This is a genomic window from Sphingomonas degradans, assembly GCF_053502645.1.
On the sequence record NZ_CP177172.1, the window covers coordinates 1647986 to 1664017 of the forward strand.

At 66.1% G+C, this 16032-nt stretch carries 14 protein-coding genes; 9 read left to right on the forward strand and 5 right to left on the reverse strand.

What is annotated here, in order from left to right:
* Positions 1-2 precede the first annotated feature (2 nt).
* Positions 3-632 carry a carbonic anhydrase gene (locus tag ACG3SL_RS07430; protein WP_448664502.1) on the reverse strand — a complete coding sequence of 210 codons (630 nt, stop codon included), beginning with the start codon at positions 630-632 and terminating at the stop codon, positions 3-5.
* Between the two features lie 55 nt (positions 633-687).
* On the opposite strand from ACG3SL_RS07430, the gene lipA reads away from it, so the two are divergent.
* Both lipA and ACG3SL_RS07440 read left to right on the forward strand, forming a co-directional pair.
* Complete coding sequence (gene lipA / locus ACG3SL_RS07435; protein ID WP_448664503.1) at positions 688-1620, forward strand: lipoyl synthase; 933 nt, start codon at positions 688-690, stop codon at positions 1618-1620.
* Positions 1621-2073, forward strand: coding sequence for a type II toxin-antitoxin system RatA family toxin (locus tag ACG3SL_RS07440; protein ID WP_448664504.1), 453 nt, complete (start codon positions 1621-1623; stop codon positions 2071-2073).
* A gap of 220 nt (positions 2074-2293) precedes the next feature.
* On the opposite strand, the gene ACG3SL_RS07445 is transcribed toward ACG3SL_RS07440, so the two are convergent.
* The 3 genes from ACG3SL_RS07445 to ACG3SL_RS07455 form a co-directional block, all read right to left on the reverse strand.
* Positions 2294-3694: a hypothetical protein gene (locus ACG3SL_RS07445; RefSeq protein WP_448664505.1), complete on the reverse strand. Its 1401-nt coding sequence runs from the start codon at positions 3692-3694 to the stop codon at positions 2294-2296.
* A gap of 138 nt (positions 3695-3832) precedes the next feature.
* Entirely contained in the window at positions 3833-4342 is a 510-nt protein-coding gene (locus tag ACG3SL_RS07450; RefSeq protein ID WP_448664506.1) for a CinA family protein, read from the reverse strand.
* A 40-nt stretch (positions 4343-4382) separates the two neighbouring features.
* Complete coding sequence (locus ACG3SL_RS07455; protein WP_448664507.1) at positions 4383-5537, reverse strand: bifunctional 2-C-methyl-D-erythritol 4-phosphate cytidylyltransferase/2-C-methyl-D-erythritol 2,4-cyclodiphosphate synthase; 1155 nt, start codon at positions 5535-5537, stop codon at positions 4383-4385.
* 538 nt (positions 5538-6075) lie between these two features.
* Between ACG3SL_RS07455 and dusB the strand changes: the two genes are divergently transcribed.
* The 7 genes from dusB (at position 6076) to hflX (ending at position 15199) form a co-directional block, all read left to right on the forward strand.
* Positions 6076-7074, forward strand: coding sequence for a tRNA dihydrouridine synthase DusB (dusB, locus tag ACG3SL_RS07460; RefSeq protein ID WP_448664508.1), 999 nt, complete (start codon positions 6076-6078; stop codon positions 7072-7074).
* Positions 7050-8144, forward strand: a complete 1095-nt coding sequence (locus ACG3SL_RS07465) for a two-component system sensor histidine kinase NtrB (RefSeq protein WP_448664509.1) — start codon at positions 7050-7052, stop codon at positions 8142-8144. The genes dusB and ACG3SL_RS07465 overlap by 25 nt, the downstream gene beginning before the upstream one ends.
* Positions 8141-9592, forward strand: a complete 1452-nt coding sequence (ntrC, locus tag ACG3SL_RS07470) for a nitrogen regulation protein NR(I) (RefSeq protein WP_448664510.1) — start codon at positions 8141-8143, stop codon at positions 9590-9592. The genes ACG3SL_RS07465 and ntrC overlap by 4 nt, the downstream gene beginning before the upstream one ends.
* A gap of 120 nt (positions 9593-9712) precedes the next feature.
* Positions 9713-11905, forward strand: a complete 2193-nt coding sequence (locus ACG3SL_RS07475; RefSeq protein WP_448664511.1) for an ATP-binding protein — start codon at positions 9713-9715, stop codon at positions 11903-11905.
* Positions 11902-13281 (forward strand): nitrogen assimilation response regulator NtrX, encoded by a 1380-nt coding sequence (ntrX, locus tag ACG3SL_RS07480; RefSeq protein WP_448664512.1) that lies wholly within the window; start codon positions 11902-11904, stop codon positions 13279-13281. Before ACG3SL_RS07475 ends, ntrX begins: the two co-directional genes overlap by 4 nt.
* A 128-nt stretch (positions 13282-13409) precedes the next feature.
* Positions 13410-13895, forward strand: coding sequence for an RNA chaperone Hfq (hfq, locus tag ACG3SL_RS07485; protein WP_448664513.1), 486 nt, complete (start codon positions 13410-13412; stop codon positions 13893-13895).
* Between the two features lie 11 nt (positions 13896-13906).
* On the forward strand, positions 13907-15199 hold the full coding sequence (hflX, locus tag ACG3SL_RS07490; protein WP_448664514.1) for a GTPase HflX: 1293 nt from the start codon (positions 13907-13909) through the stop codon (positions 15197-15199).
* Positions 15200-15230: 31 nt separating this feature from the next.
* Here the strand turns inward: hflX and mazG are convergent, their stop codons facing one another.
* A complete protein-coding gene (gene mazG / locus ACG3SL_RS07495) occupies positions 15231-15998 on the reverse strand; it encodes a nucleoside triphosphate pyrophosphohydrolase (RefSeq protein WP_448664515.1) in 768 nt (255 codons plus the stop codon).
* Positions 15999-16032: the final 34 nt, after the last annotated feature.

The following is a 16032-nucleotide window of genomic DNA, read 5'->3' on the forward strand; positions in this document are numbered from 1 at the left end:
CCTTACGCCGGCGCGAACGCCCCGTCCTCGCCCATCACGTGCAGCACGCCATCCGCAATCGCGAAATACGCGCCGTGGATCGTCAGCTTCCCCGCCGCCTCGCGCTCGGGGATGAAGGGGAAGGTGCGCAGGTTGGCGATCGACACGCGCACCGTTTCCAGCTCCAGCGCGTGGACCGCTTCCTCGCCGGTCCCGTGCGACGCGATCACCCGGTCGCGGGCATCGTCCAGCATGTCCACCCAATGCGCGATGAACCCGCCTTCGCCCGGCGCCGCGCCTTCGAAGCGTTGGGTCAGCGCCGCATGCACGCCGCCGCACGCGCCGTGCCCCATCACGACGATCTCCGACACTTCCAGCTGCGTCACCGCGAACTCCAGCGCCGCCGACACGCCATGCCGGCTCGGGTCCGCCTCGAACGGCGGCACCAGGTTCGCCACGTTGCGCACGACGAAGATCTCGCCGGGCGAGGTATCGAAGATCTGCGACGGATCGACTCGGCTGTCGGAGCAGGCGATCACCATCACGCGGGGGCTCTGCCCCTGTGACAATTTGTCCCACCGCGCGCGCTGGCGGACATAATCCCCCTCGCGAAAGCGGCCATATCCGTCGAGCAGCGTCTTGAATGCGTCCATGACCGGCCCTTTACCGGATGTTGTAACGGGTACAAGCCATCGCTAGATGCACGCCATGAACGACATGGCTCCGCTCCCTCGCCCCGAACGCGTCCGCAAGCCCGATTGGATTCGGGTCAAGGCGCCCACGTCGGAAGGGTTCGCCGCAACCCGCGCGCTGATGCGCTCGAAAAGCCTGACGACGGTGTGCGAAGAGGCCGCGTGCCCGAACATCGGCGAATGCTGGTCCAAGAAGCACGCCACGGTGATGATCCTGGGCGACACCTGCACCCGCGCCTGCGCCTTCTGCAACGTCAAGACGGGGATGCCCCGCGCCGTCGACCCGATGGAGCCCCAGAACGTCGCCGACGCCGCCGCGCAGATGGGGCTGGAGCATATCGTCATCACCTCGGTCGACCGGGACGACCTGAAGGACGGCGGCGCGTCGCAGTTCGTCAAGGTGATCGAGGCGATCCGCCGCGCAAACCCGACCACGACTATCGAGATCCTCACTCCCGATTTCCGCAACAAGCACGAGGCGGCGGTCGAGGCGATCGTCGCCGCGCGGCCCGACGTGTACAACCACAATCTCGAAACCGTCCCCCGGCTGTACCCCACGATCCGCCCCGGCGCGCGCTATTACGCCTCGCTGCGCCTGCTCGAATCGGTCAAGAAGCTCGATCCGTCGATCTTCACCAAATCGGGCATCATGCTCGGCCTGGGCGAAGAGCGGCTGGAAGTGCATCAGGTGATGGACGACATGCGCTCCGCCGACATCGATTTCCTGACGATGGGCCAGTATCTCCAGCCGACGCCCAAGCATGCCAAGGTCCAGGAATTCGTGCCCCCCGCCGGCTTCCAGGCCTATGGCGCGATCGCGCGGGCCAAGGGGTTCGCGCTGGTCGCCTCCAGCCCGCTGACGCGCTCCAGCTATCATGCCGGCGACGATTTCGCGAAGCTGCGCGACGCCCGCGCGGCCAGGCTCGCAAAGCAGACGGCAACCGCCTGAATGCCCAAGCACAGCGAGACCCGGCACCTTCCCTATACGCCGGAGCAGATGTTCGATCTGGTCGCCGACGTGCCGCGCTATGCCGAATTCCTGCCCTGGGTCACCGCGATCCGGGTCCGCTCGAACAGCGAGACCCAGATGGTCGCCGACATGATCGTCGGCTTCAAGGGCCTGCGCGAGACCTTCACCTCGCGCGTCGAAAAGCAGCGCCCCGGCCATCTCCACGTCGACTATGTCGACGGCCCGCTCAAATTCCTCAACAATGACTGGAAGTTCGAGAGCGACGGCCAGGGCGGCTGCCGCGTCGACTTCTGCGTCGACTTCGCCTTCAAGAACCGCGTGTTCGAAATGCTGGCGGGGCAGGTGTTCGACCGGGCGCTGCGGAAAATGATCAACGCTTTCGAGGAACGCGCGGCGGCGCTGTACGGGGAGGGTGCGAGGGGAGTGGATTGAGGGGTGGGGCTGCCGTTTGCCGCAGTTCGTCGGTAAGGCGTCTCGCGACCAAAGCCGGTCGTTCAGATTAGCCACCGCGACCGTCAGTTCCTGACAGAAACTACCAATGGAATGCCCAGAAGCGGATTGTTAGCAAGGGGCCCCGGTAGCCGTCATTCGCCGCCTAATCCTGAGCCCCTGAAAGCGGGCGAGTTGCTTACGAAGACAGGCTACACCCGCTTCATCCGCCCCGCCTCACTGTGAACATCCACGAGTACCCGCCCTTAAGGGCGCCGGCGTCGAAATTCTCTCGCGCCAGCGACACCGATCCGAACGGAATGTCAGCCTGAAAATCTTCCAGCGACGTGATCTGGATCTTAAGCCGTTCCAAGGCGTCGAAGCTCACGGCCTGCTCCAGCAGGTGCATGGCGTAGAGGATAAACATGTCCTCAGCCTCGGTGCGGTCGGCAGTCACGTTGACGTTGAGCTTCACCTTCAGAACCGTCGCCGCTTGTTGCGTGCCGTCGATGTAATAGGCGATGTTGTTGCGCCAGATGCCGTCACCCTTCCCGTATTCGCGCATCGGGCTCGAAGCGCCCCATTCATCCTCATATCGGTGGTTATAATGGCCCGTTTCCACGCCCACGTCCGCAAGGAACTGCATCGCCAAATAGGGAGACCATCCTTCTGTTGGCGGCACGGTGGGAGGGTCTGCTTCACGTTCCGTTAATGCCAGCAGCGCCGTCAGCGCGTGCTTCAGCTCAACCTTGTTCGCCGGGCGCGCCGATTGGATAGTTTTACGCCAGCGTTCCAGCAGATCAAGATCGGTTCGAATGCGCGTCATCGCTAGCCACCGCGCATAGGGAACCAGCGCCTTGTCGATCCCGAAGGCCGAGATGGTCGTGAACATCTCATTGTAAGCGACATAGGTCCGCCACACGTACAAGAATGGCAAGAATCCAACCGACAGTATGATCGGGATAACCAGTTCAAGAAAGTTCGCCCAGGTTAATGTCTCTCTCCAAAGTTCGATGGATTTCCAGAGGCTAAACCCGATATATGAAAGACCTACGAGACTAGAGAGGCATCCCATAAGTTTGACGACAGGCGCGTGCTCTGACTTATGCTTTGCCATCTCCCTCATAAGCACGATGATTGCTACGAACGGCTGAGCTATCAGCTCCACGATCAACGGAAAGCTGTAGAGTTCCGTAATGAAGGTGACCAACACAGCCAAGCTGAGGATTTCAGTCGTGATCCTGCCTAGCCCCGCCTTGCGGCTATTGGCTGTCGCCACCTCGAACATGGTCGCAAAGGCGAACGTCACGAGCCAAAGAATGGTGGTTTTCACGTTTGCGACTGACCACCAGCCAATGTATCTGAGCAAAAAAATCTCGGCGGTAGCGTAAAGTGCGGCAACCACAAGCGGTATAATAAGCGCAGGTTGAAACAGCGCACTTATCACGGCGCCAAAGCTATCGCGCGTAGATTTGTTTATAAGCGTAACGGCTATAAACACCGCCAACCAGATTACCGATGCAATCTCGCGGTCGCTTAAGGATTCAATGATGGCGTTCATTGCGACATAGGACACGTTATGCGCGAAGGCTGCAATGGGCGGCGCACGACGCAACTGCTCCAAAATTGAGCAGTTATTTGACGCTAGACGTAGCGAGGGCGCAAGGGCCCACCTTAAAGCGTGTCAATTCTTGGAGCGAACAGCGGCCTCTGCACACAAGACTGCCAATCACGCGCCTCCGCCGATCGCCCCCAATGGCGCCTACTCCACCTCAGGCATCAACAAATCCAGCGCGCAAAACGCCGCCTGCAGCCGCACCCCCGCGCGCCCGTTATTCTCGAAGTGCCGCGCATCGGCGACGATGTGCTGGGGGTCGGCGCCGCGCACGGCCTGGGCGAAGACGACGGTGCCCACCGGCTTCTTCTCGCTGCCGCCATCGGGGCCGGCGATGCCGGTGATCGCCACAGCCACATCGGCGCGGCACTTGGTCAGCGCGCCCTGCGCCATGCTCCATGCAACCGCGATCGACACTGCGCCGAACGTTTCCAGCACGTCGGTGCTCACCTTCAGCACTTCGGTCTTGGCTTCGTTGGAATAGGTGACAAACCCCGCCTCGAACACGTCGGACGATCCCGGAATTTCGGTCAGCGCGGCGCTCACCAGCCCGCCGGTGCAGCTTTCGGCGACGGCGATCTTGCGGCCGATGGCGCGGTTGGCTTCGAGCACCTTGCGGGCTGCCTCGACCAGATCCGGGGGGAGAATCGTGTCCATAGGGTTCAAGCCTCTGCCATCATGCGCTGCGGGATGCGAGTCATGCATTGTCGTCGGGGATACGCACGGTTGCGACGGCCTGTGCCGCCATGCCTTCGCCGCGCCCGGTAAAACCCAGCCGCTCGGTGGTGGTTGCCTTCACGCTCACCTTGCCAGCCGAAAGTTGCAGGATCGCGGCAATGCTGGCGCGGATCGCCTCGCGGTGCGGCCCGATCTTGGGCGCTTCGCAGATGATCGTCAGGTCGATGAAGTCGATGATCCCGCCCTCCGCGCGCACCAGCCCGGCGGCGTGCTCCAGGAACCGGGCAGAGGCAGCGCCGCGCCATTGCGGGTCGCTGGGCGGGAAATGCATCCCGATATCGCCCGCGCCGATCGTGCCGAGCAGCGCGTCGGTGATGGCGTGGAGCGCGACATCGGCGTCGCTGTGCCCCGACAGGCCCCGGCTGTGCGGCACCAGCACGCCGCCCAGCCACAGCGCCTCGCCCTCGGCAAAGCGGTGGACGTCGTATCCGCTGGCGCTGCGCACGCGCAGGCTGGCGGCATGGCGCGCCTCGGCGGCGGCGAAGTCGGCGGGGTGGGTGATCTTTTCCAGCATCGGGTCTCCGGGGACGATGGTGACGGCGTGGCCTGCGCTGCGCACCATCTGCGCATCGTCGGTCGCCTCGGCATCTTCGGGCCAGGCCCGGTGCGCGGCCAGCACGAGCGGATAGGCGAAGGCCTGCGGCGTCTGCACGCGGTACAGCGCGTCGCGCGGCACAATGTCGCCCATCGCGCCGTCGAACCGCACCAGCGTATCGGCGACGGGCAAAGCGGGGAAGGCGCCGTCATGGCTGTCCAGCGCGCCGAGCAGCGCGTCGATCACGCCTGCGGACAGGAAAGGGCGGGCGGCGTCGTGGATCAGCACCCGGTCATGCCCGGCCAGCGCCTCCAGCCCCTTGCGCACCGACTCGCGCCGCGTCGCCCCGCCGATCACGAACGGCACCGGGCCGAGGGCTGCGGCCAGCGCCGCCTGCTGGCCCTCGCCGATCACCACCAGCACGGTGTCGATCCCCGGATGCGCCGCCAGCGCGGCATGGCTGTGCGCGAGCATCGGCTTGCCCGCCACGGTCACGAACTGCTTGGGCACTGCGCTGCCCGCGCGCGTGCCGGTGCCGGCAGCGACGATCAGCGCGGCGGTCTGGTTCCTCTGGGTCATCGCCGCGCGCCTAGCGATGCCCGGCCCGCCCGGCAAGCAGGGGCGGGTTGTGGCCTGCACCCTCTCCCACAGCGGGAGAAGGATGTGGGCGCCACCCCCAACCCCTCTCCCGCAAGCGGGAGAGGGAGGGAGCCGCGAAGCGGCGGAAGGGTGAGGGCCCGCCGCCGACGGCGGTGGGAAGGGTGAGGGCCCCGCCGCAATCAGGGGACTAGACTAGTAGGATTTCACGCGAGACACTCTTCCCCGGCCCGGACCTCCGGCCACGCTCTTTGACACTGTGGACCCCGATGGTGACACACCATTTCCCCACCCACACGCCGCAACCGCAGCCCCCGGCCGCAAACTTCGGCGTCAAGGTTGCCCGGCGAAACCCACGCGACTCGACGGAAATGCGTGGGTCCGCCGCTCTGCACCCCCGCGCAGACAACCTTGCCCGCCGCAACATCCGCCACCTTTGGCGTACCGGACGCAAACCCGCCACGCCTTGCCATTCGCCGCTTGTACCGCTAGGCGCTGGTGCCTATTTTTCAGGCATATCATGAGCGAACTCGCCCCCATTCAGGTCGGTCCGGTGCGGATCGACGCCCCCGTGTTGCTGGCGCCGATGACCGGCGTCACTGACCTGCCGTTCCGTCGCGTCGTGCGGCGCTTCGGCTCCGGCCTCAACGTGACCGAGATGATCGCCAGCCAGGCCGCGATCCGCGAGACGCGCCAGTCGCTCCAGAAATGGGCCTGGGACCCGATCGAGGAGCCCGTGTCGATGCAGCTGGTCGGCTGCACCCCCTATGAAATGGGCGAGGCGGCAAAGCTAAGCGCGGATCGCGGCGCGGCGATCATCGACATCAACATGGGCTGCCCGGTGCGCAAGGTGACGAACGGCGATGCCGGCTCGGCGCTGATGCGCGATCTGCCCAACGCGGCGGCGCTGGTCGCGGCGGTGGTCAAGGCCGTCGACGTGCCGGTGACGCTCAAGATGCGGATGGGCTGGGACCATGACAGCCTGAACGCCCCCGAACTGGCCCGCATCGCGCAGGACCTGGGCGTCCAGATGGTGACGGTCCATGGCCGCACCCGGAACCAGATGTACAAGGGCTCGGCCGACTGGGCCTTTATCCGCCGGGTAAAGGATGCGGTGACGATCCCCGTCATCGCCAATGGCGACATCTGCTCGACCGAGGACGCGCGCGAGGCGCTGCGCCAGTCGGGCGCGGACGGCATCATGATCGGGCGCGGCGCCTATGGCCGCCCCTGGATCCTGCGCCAGGTGATGGACGCGCTCACCGGCAAGGGCGAACGCGAAGAGCCCTCGCTCGAAGAACAATATGACGTAATTACAGCGCATTACATCGATACTCTGAGTCACTATGGCAACGAGGTCGGCGTCAACATGATGCGCAAGCATATCGGCTGGTACACCAAGGGGATCCACGGCTCGGCCGAGTTCCGCAACAAGGTGAACCAGCAGTCCGACCCGCGCGTGGTGCTGGATATGCTCGCCGAATTTTACGGCCCATGGCTTTCCCGCGCGGCGGCCTGAGGCGCGCCAAGCCGGAGCGGGCCGGGGGGCCTGGCTTTGCCGAGCTGTTCGCGGCGCTGCCCGTCGCGGTGCTCGCGATCGACCCCGACGGGCGCATCGCCCATGCCAATGCCGCGTGCGAGCTGCTGCTCAACCACAGCGAGACGAGCATGGTCGGTCAGCCCTATGACGCCGTGCTGACCCCGCCGCCCGATTATGCCGATCGCCGCGACGGCCATGGCTTCGCGGCGTTCGATACCGAGATCGAGGCCGTGCGCGGGGCCCGGATTCGCGTCGATTTCGTCGAAACCCCGGTCGCCGATCACCCCGGCTGGCGGATCGTCACGCTCCACCATGCCCCCCAGTCGCGCCGCGTGGCGCAAGGGACGGATCGCACCGCCGGCGCCCGCGCGGCAGTGGGCGCGGCGGCGATGCTGGCGCACGAGATCAAGAACCCGCTCTCGGGCATCCGCGGCGCCGCCCAGCTGCTCCAGAGCGGCCATGACGCCGAACTGACCGAGCTTATCACCACCGAAGTCGATCGCATCGCCGCGCTGATCGATCGGATGCAGGACTTCACCGACACCCGCCCGCTCAAGCTGGCGCCCACCAATGTCTATCCGCTGCTCGGCCATGCCCGCCGCGTCGCGCTGGCCGGGTTCGCACGCGGGATGGTGATCGAGGAGCGCTTCGATCCGTCGCTGCCGCCGGTGATGATCGATCCCGACGCATTCTTGCAAGTGCTGCTCAACCTGTTGAAAAACGCAGCGGAAGCGCTGGCGGGCAGTGCCCAGCCGCGCATCGTGCTGACCACCGCCTATCGCCACGGCATGTCGATCAGCACCGGCCCCGGCCGCCCGCGCCAGCCGCTGCCGATCGAAATCACCGTGGTCGACAACGGCCCCGGCGCGCCGGACGACATCGCCGACCATCTGTTCGAGCCCTTCGTCTCGGGCAAGCCGGAGGGCAAGGGGCTGGGCCTGCCGCTGGTGGAAAAGCTGGTCCGCGACATGGGAGGAATTATCCAATATGCCCGCGAACGCGAACCCGTGGTGACGGTGTTCCGCATCCTGTTGCCGAGGGCGCTGTGAGCGCCGCACCCGGCTCGGTCCTGGTGGTCGATGACGACAGCGCGATCCGCACTGTCGTGGCTGCCGCGCTGAAGCGCGACGGCCACCGCGTGACCACCGCCGCTTCGGTCGCCGATCTCCACCGCGCGATGGCGACGGCGGTGCCCGACGTGCTCGTCACCGACGTGGTCCTGCCCGACGGCAACGGCCTCGATCTGGTCGCGGCGCTCCTCGCCGAGCACCCCACGCTGCCGGTGATCGTCTTCTCCGCCCAGAACACGCTGGCGACGGCGGTGCGCGCCACCGAAGTCGGCGCCTATGACTATCTGCCCAAGCCGTTCGACCTCGACGTGCTGTCCAACGCCGTGCGCGGCGCCATCGCGCGCGGTCGCCGCGAGCCGAGCGAGGCACCCGATGCCGAACCGGGCGGCGGCCCCTCGCTGATCGGCCGCTCGCCGGCGATGCAGGAGGTGTACCGCGTGGTCGCCCGTGTGGTGTCCAACGACCTGACCGTTCTGGTCTCGGGCGAGTCCGGCACGGGCAAGGAACTGGTCGCGCGGGCGATCCACGACATGGGCCCCCGCCGCCGGGCGCCGTTCGTCGCGCTCAACATGGCCGCGATCCCCCGCGACCTGATCGAGGCGGAGCTTTTCGGCCATGAGCGCGGCGCCTTTACCGGCGCAGCGGCGCGCGTCGCGGGCAAGTTCGAGCAGGCGGCGGGGGGCACGCTGTTCCTCGACGAGATCGGCGACATGCCGATGGACGCGCAGACCCGGCTGCTGCGCGTGCTCCAGTCGGGCGAGTTCACGACCGTCGGCGGCGCCCGCACGATCCGCGCCGACGTGCGCATCGTCGCGGCGACCAACAAGGACCTGGCGCAGCTCGTCCAGCTCGGCCAGTTCCGCGAGGACCTGTTCTACCGCCTCAACGTGGTACCAATCGCGCTCCCAGCGCTGCGCGAGCGGCGGCAGGATGTGGCGTTGCTTGCCCGGCACTTCTTAGATCGCGCGGTCGAAGACGGGCTTCCCCGCAAGCAGCTCGATGCCGATGCCGTCGCGGTGATGGAGGCCTATGACTGGCCCGGCAACGTCCGCGAGCTGGAAAACCTGATGCGCCGTATCTCGGCGCTGAGCCGCGACGAGTGGATCGACGCGGGCGCGATCCGGCGCGCGCTGGGTGAGGGGTGGGTGGCTCCTGCCGCCCCCGGCGACGCCGCGATCGAGGCGGCGGTACGCGCGCGGCTCGAACGGATCGCGATCGAGGAACCGGCCACCCTCGACGATGGCAGCCTGTACGATCGCATCATCGGCGAAGTCGAGCGCCCGCTGATCGAAGCGATGCTCGCGCGCAACGGTGGCAATCAGCTGAGGGCCGCGCGCGCGCTGGGCATAAACCGCAATACGTTGCGTAAGCGCATCGATACCTTGGGAATAGATTTGGGCGGAAATCGCTCGGATGGTGCCGAATAGCGACAGAGCGATTACAAATATGTGTTTTACGGGCAACGGTTGCGTTGTATTCTAGCAACGATGACCTCCGAAGTGCCCACGGCCTCTGACGGAAAAAACCCACCGGCGCGGTTCGCGCCGATGCGGTTGCTGGAGGTGACGGTCGGCGCGCTGGCACTCGCGACTCCGGTGGCGACCTACCTCTTCATCGAACGCGGCGCGAACAAGGAGCTGTTCAGCCCCGGCGTCGCGGCGATGCTGTTGCTGGCAAACCTGCTGCCATATGTCGTCCTGATCGTGCTGGCGGGCCGGCGCATCGCGATCCACCGCGCGGCGCGTTCGCCGCTGGAGGGGGGCGGGCAGCTGCACGTCCGCCTCGTCGCGATGTTCACGCTGATGGCGAGCGTGCCGATCGTCCTCACGGTGATCGCGGCGTCGGTGATGTTCCAGTCCGGTGTCCAGCTCTGGGGATCGGAGCGCGCGCGCGGGGCGCTGGTTTCGACCATGGCGCTCGCCAAGGAAGGGCAGGAACTGGTCGTCCAGCGCTGGACCGGCGAGGCGCGGCAAATGGCCCGCGACATCGGCGATCGCTATCCCGCCATTCCCGTCCGCTCGGAAGCGTTCGAGAAGCAGTTCCTCACCCAGACCTATTTGCGCAACCTGTTCCAGTCGGTGCTGTTTCGGGTGGTCGACGGCAAGAATGTCGAGGCGCTCTATGCCTATGAAGCGCCCGACGCGAGCGTGTTCACCACGCGCGTTTCGGGGCGCGTGCTCAACCTGCTGCGTGACGAGGACAGCTACACCAATTACGACGCGGACACGCTGTGGGTCGTCACCCCCGTTGATCGCGCGCGCAGCATCTTCCTGTACGTCGCCACGCCCAACGATGTCGGCTTCCTCAATCGGCAGAACGTGGCAGCGGACAAGATCGTCACCGACTATGAGTCGCTCCGGAAACGCTCCCGTTCGCTCCAGCTTCAGTTCAACGCAGTGCTGTTCGGCGTTGCGCTGCTGATCGTCGGGCTGGCGACATGGATTGCCTTTGCGGTCGCCGACAGGCTCGTGCGCCCGGTGGAACAGCTTGTCACCGCCGCCCGGCGCGTCGCCGATGGCGACCTGACCGCGCGCGTGCCCACGCCGCAGTCGCAGGACGAGATCGGCACGCTCGGCAATGCGTTCAACAGCATGACCGAGCGGCTTCAGGGCCAGACCAATGCCCTGGTCGCCGCGAACGCGCAGCTGGAGGCGCGGCGTGCGCTGATCGAGGCGGTGATGTCCGGCGTGTCGGCAGGCGTGATCTCGATCGACGCGGAGCGGCGCGTGCGCCTCATCAACGAATCGGCGATCGCCTTGCTGCGGCAGGGCGGCGCGACGCCGGTGGGCAAGAGCCTGGCCGAACTGGCGCCCGAACTCGACCAGCTGCTTGATGGCGATGACCATGAGGCAGTGGTGCAGGTCACGCCTGCCACCGAGCCGCGCACGCTGGCGGTAAAGATCACGACCGACGACCAGGGCCAGGTCCTGACCTTCGACGACATCACCCAGCAGTTGCTCGACCAGCGCCGCGCGGCATGGTCCGACGTCGCCCGCCGGATCGCGCATGAGATCAAGAACCCGCTGACTCCGATCCAGCTCGCCGCCGAACGCCTCCAGCGCCGCTATGGCCGACAGATCGAAGGCGGGGAGGGGGTCTTCGCCCAGCTTACCGGCACGATCGTCCGCCAGGTCGGCGATCTGCGGCGGATGGTCGACGAATTCTCGTCCTTCGCGCGCATGCCCAAGCCGCTGTTCCGGCGCGAACCGTTGCTCGACATCGCGCGCCAGTCGATGTTCCTGCACGAAGTCGCGCACCCTGCGCTGCGGTTCGAACTGAACGCGCCCGACAACCTGCCCACCATGATATGCGATCGCCGCCAGATCGGGCAGGCGCTCACCAATGTCATCAAGAACGCCGTCGAGGCGATCGAAGGACGCGGGGAGGGGCAGGCATTGCCGCAAGGCGAGGTCATCCTCACCCTTGCGCCCCAGGCCGATGAACGCCTTGTCCTCACCGTGGAGGACAATGGCGTCGGCCTGCCGGTCGAGCGCGACCGCATCGTCGAGCCGTACATGACCACGCGCAGCCGCGGCACCGGGCTCGGCCTCGCGATCGTGAAGAAGATCGTCGAGGAGCATTTCGGCACGATCACCTTTGCCGACCGCGCCGGCGGCGGGACGATCGTCACGATCTGCTTCGACACCGTGCCCCTGAACCAGATGGCCACCGAACCCAACGAAGACAGCACAGAACCGCGCCCCGCGGTTCTCACCCGTACTGGAAGCAGCAAGTCATGAGCCTGGACATTCTCGTCGTCGATGACGAACGCGACATCCGCGAACTGGTAGCCGGGGTTCTGGAGGACGAAGGCTATGCGACGCGCGGGGCAGCCGACAGCGATGCCGCGCTGGAAGCGATTGCGGAGCGCCGGCCGACGCTGGTGCTGCTCGACGTGTGGCTGCACGGCTCGCGGCTCGACGGGCTGGAACTGCTCGACGAGATCAAGCGCCGCGATCCGTCGATCCCAGTGCTGGTGATTTCGGGCCATGGCAATCTCGACACCGCGGTCGCGGCGATCCGCCGGGGCGCGGCCGATTTCATCGAGAAGCCGTTCGAGGCCGAGCGGCTGCTGCTGCTGGTCGAACGCGCCACGGAGACCGAGCGGCTGCGGCAGGAAGTGAAGTCGCTGCGCGCATCGGTCGGGCGGGAGAACGACCTGACCGGCGGGTCGGCGGCGATCAATTCGGTGCGGGCGACGCTGAAGCGCGTGGCGTCCACCGGAAGCCGCGTGCTCATCAACGGCGGCGCTGGCGTCGGCAAGGAAGTAGCCGCGCGCCTGCTCCATGGCTGGAGCCAGCGATCGAGCGCGCCGTTCGTGATCGTCAGCGCCGCGCGCATGACACCCGAGCGCGTCGAGGAAGAACTGTTCGGGGTCGAGGAAGGTGGCGACCTGGTCCGCCCCGGCCTGCTTGAACAGGCGCATGGCGGCACGCTGTTCATCGATGAGGTCGCCGACATGCCCGTCGCGACTCAGGCGCGCATCCTGCGGGTGTTGACCGACCAGAGCTTCAGCCGCGTCGGCGGCACCCGCGTCGTCAAGGTCGACGTGCGCGTCGTATCCGCCACCGCCCGCGACCTGATGGCCGAAATCGCCGAGGGCCGTTTCCGCGAGGACCTGTATTACCGGCTCAACGTCGTGCCCGTCACGATCCCGCCGCTGACCGAGCGCCGCGAGGATATTCCTGCGCTGGTCGAGCATTTCGTCGCGCATTACGCCAATGAGCGCCGCGTGCCGACGCCTGAGGTCGCCCCGGATGCGATGGTCGCGCTGCAAAGCTATGAGTGGCCGGGCAATGTCCGCCAGCTCCGCAACGTGGTGGAACGCACGGTGATCCTTGCACCCGGCGACCGCATCGGGCGCATCGACATCGATCTGCTGCCGACCGACGTGCTGGGCACCCAGGGCGATCGCGGCAACGGCATGGGCGCGAACGCGATCATGGGGGCCCCGCTCAAGGAAGCGCGCGAGACGTTCGAGCGCGAATATCTGCGCGTCCAGATCCGCCGATTCTCGGGCAATATCTCGCGCACCGCCAGTTTCATCGGGATGGAACGATCGGCGCTTCATCGCAAACTCAAGCTGTTGGGGATCACGGAGACCCGCGACGAATAGCCATGGTGGACGCGGGCCCGGATCGATCCTACATAGGGCCGATCCGGGCCAGGGTGGTCCGGTACTCCGACGCCGGGAAACGGCGCGAAGCGGGACAGATCCCGCCAAGAATAGAAGGAACCCCAGGCATGGCAGAGAAGCAAACCTCGCTCCAGGACCTGTTCCTCAACTCCCTGCGCCGCTCGAAGGTGCCGGTGACGATGTTCCTCGTGAAGGGCGTGAAGCTCCAGGGGATCGTGACATGGTTCGATAATTTCTCGGTGCTGCTGCGCCGCGATGGCCAGTCGCAGCTGATCTACAAGCACGCGATTTCCACGATCATGCCGGCGGGCCCGGTCGATCTGACCGCGCTGCTCGATGCGGCGGGCGAGTATCAGCACAAAAACCCGGTGCTTCAGGAAATCTTTCTGAACGCCGTGCGCCGCCAGCAGGAAAACGTCACGATGTTCCTCGTGAACGGCGTGATGCTCCAGGGCCAGATCGCGGCATTCGACCTGTTCTGCATGCTGTTGCAGCGCGAGGGCATGGCGCAGCTGGTCTATAAACACGCCGTCTCGACGATTCAGCCCGCGCATCCGCTGAACCTCGCCGAGGAACAGAATAGCGACGACTGAGTAGAGCCTGCATGAGTACCGGTTTCGAACGCGACCCCGACGAGTTTTCGCGCGGGGCGAAGGCGATCGTTGTTTATCCCGACATGGGTGGCAGCTCGCGCGATGCAGAGGCGCGCCTGGAAGAAACCGCCGGTCTCGCCGCGGCGATCGGCGTGGAAGTCAGCGACAAGGTCGCGCTGCGGATTCGCAGCCCAAAGCCGGGGACGCTGATCGGATCGGGGCAGGTCGAGGCGCTGGCGGAAACCGTACGGGACGGCGAAATCCAGCTTGCCGTGTTCGATGCCGCGCTCACGCCGGTGCAGCAACGCAACCTCGAAACCGGGCTTGGCTGCAAGGTGATCGATCGCACCGGGCTGATCCTGGAAATCTTCGGCGAGCGCGCGCGCACCGCCGAGGGGCGTTTGCAGGTCGAGCTGGCGCATCTCGACTATCAGGCAGGTCGGCTCGTGCGGAGCTGGACCCATCTCGAGCGCCAGCGCGGCGGTTTCGGCTTCCTTGGCGGTCCGGGTGAGACCCAGATCGAGGCGGACCGTCGCCTGATCCGCGATCGCATGGCGCGCCTGCGCCGCGAACTCGATCAAGTCAGCCGCACCCGCACGCTCCACCGCGACCGGCGCCAGCGTGCCCCGTGGCCGGTGATTGCGCTGGTCGGCTATACCAACGCGGGCAAGTCCACGCTCTTCAATCGCCTGACCGGCGCGGACGTGATGGCGGAGAACCTGCTGTTCGCCACGCTCGACCCGACCTTGCGGCAGATCCAGCTGCCGGGGATCGACAAGGCGATCCTGTCCGACACCGTCGGCTTCGTGTCCGAACTGCCGACCCAACTGGTCGCGGCGTTCAAGGCAACGCTCGAAGAAGTAATCTCCGCCGATCTGCTGATCCACGTCCGCGACGTCGCGCATCCCGACAGCGAGGCGCAGCGCGCCGATGTCGAAGAGGTCCTGCGAGAGATCGGCGTGGCCGAGGAAACCCCGCGTTTCGAGGCGTGGAACAAGCTGGACCTGCTCGACGAAGAGCAAAGGGCTCAGCTGCTCGAGGGCGCCGCGCGGCGCCAGGATGTGATGCCGATCTCCGCGATCACCGGGGAAGGGGTGGCGACACTGGTCGAGACTGTCGCGGCGCGCCTGACCGAAGGGCATCGGCGCTATCATATCGAACTCGACCTCGCCGATGGTGCAGGGGCGGCCTGGCTGCACCAGCATGGCGACGTGATCGAGCAGATGATCGAGGACGACCGCGCGATCTACGAAGTCCGCATGGCACCGCGGGATTTCGAGCGGTTCGAACTGCGCGCGGGCTGAGCTTCAGTCTGGCGAGGTAGAGCAGGGGGGCTTACCGCTGCTTGCCGTGATTCCGCTTCACTTGTTCCCACAGCGCTTCCTGCGCCTCCAGGTCCAGCCCTTCGATCGTCCCCCCGGCCAGGTCCTCCATCCCGCGAAATCGCCGTTCGAACTTGGCGTTGGCTGCGCGGAGCGCAGTCTCCGGATCGGTGCCCAGCTTGCGTGCCCAGTTGACCACGGCGAACAGCAAATCGCCGATTTCCTCGTCGCGTTCGGCATCGGTGGTGGCAGCGTCGACTTCGGCCAGTTCTTCCACGATTTTCGCACGCGCGCCGTCCGGGTCCGGCCAGTCAAACCCGGTCCTCACCGCGCGTTTTTGCAGCTTTTCCGCGCGGAGCAGGGCGGGCAGGCCCAGCGCAACGCCATCGATCGCGCTGTCGGCGCCCTTGCGATCGCGCTCCTCGGCTTTGATCTTTTCCCACAAATGGTGGCCGCCTTGTTCAACCGCGCCGAAAATATGGGGGTGCCGCCGCTCCATCTTGTCGCTGATGGACGCGATCACATCGGGAAGCGCGAAATGGCCGGCTTCCTCGGCCATGCGGCTGTGGAAGATCACCTGCAGCAACAGATCGCCAAGCTCGTCTTTAAGCTCCGCCATGTCGCCGCGCTCGATCGCGTCGGCCACCTCATAGGCTTCCTCGATCGTGTAGGGGGCGATCGTGGCGAAGGTCTGCGCCACATCCCATTCACATCCGCGCGCAGGATCGCGCAGGCGGGCCATGATCGCCACCAGCCGCTGAAGATCGCCAGAACCCGTCACGAGGCCTCCCCAGAACTCATATCATGTGAAACGA

What these genes read in the sequence shown, in the direction of transcription:
- ACG3SL_RS07430 (WP_448664502.1), bottom strand. Translation starts at nt 632, where the DNA reads ATGGACGCATTCAAGACGCTGCTCGACGGATATGGCCGCTTTCGCGAG.
- hflX (WP_448664514.1), top strand. Translation starts at nt 13,907, where the DNA reads ATGAGTACCGGTTTCGAACGCGACCCCGACGAGTTTTCGCGCGGGGCG.
- ACG3SL_RS07475 (WP_448664511.1), top strand. Translation starts at nt 9,713, where the DNA reads ATGCGGTTGCTGGAGGTGACGGTCGGCGCGCTGGCACTCGCGACTCCG.
- lipA (WP_448664503.1), top strand. Translation starts at nt 688, where the DNA reads ATGAACGACATGGCTCCGCTCCCTCGCCCCGAACGCGTCCGCAAGCCC.
- dusB (WP_448664508.1), top strand. Translation starts at nt 6,076, where the DNA reads ATGAGCGAACTCGCCCCCATTCAGGTCGGTCCGGTGCGGATCGACGCC.
- ACG3SL_RS07465 (WP_448664509.1), top strand. Translation starts at nt 7,050, where the DNA reads ATGGCTTTCCCGCGCGGCGGCCTGAGGCGCGCCAAGCCGGAGCGGGCC.
- ntrX (WP_448664512.1), top strand. Translation starts at nt 11,902, where the DNA reads ATGAGCCTGGACATTCTCGTCGTCGATGACGAACGCGACATCCGCGAA.
- ACG3SL_RS07450 (WP_448664506.1), bottom strand. Translation starts at nt 4,342, where the DNA reads ATGGACACGATTCTCCCCCCGGATCTGGTCGAGGCAGCCCGCAAGGTG.
- ACG3SL_RS07455 (WP_448664507.1), bottom strand. Translation starts at nt 5,537, where the DNA reads ATGACCCAGAGGAACCAGACCGCCGCGCTGATCGTCGCTGCCGGCACC.
- ACG3SL_RS07440 (WP_448664504.1), top strand. Translation starts at nt 1,621, where the DNA reads ATGCCCAAGCACAGCGAGACCCGGCACCTTCCCTATACGCCGGAGCAG.
- hfq (WP_448664513.1), top strand. Translation starts at nt 13,410, where the DNA reads ATGGCAGAGAAGCAAACCTCGCTCCAGGACCTGTTCCTCAACTCCCTG.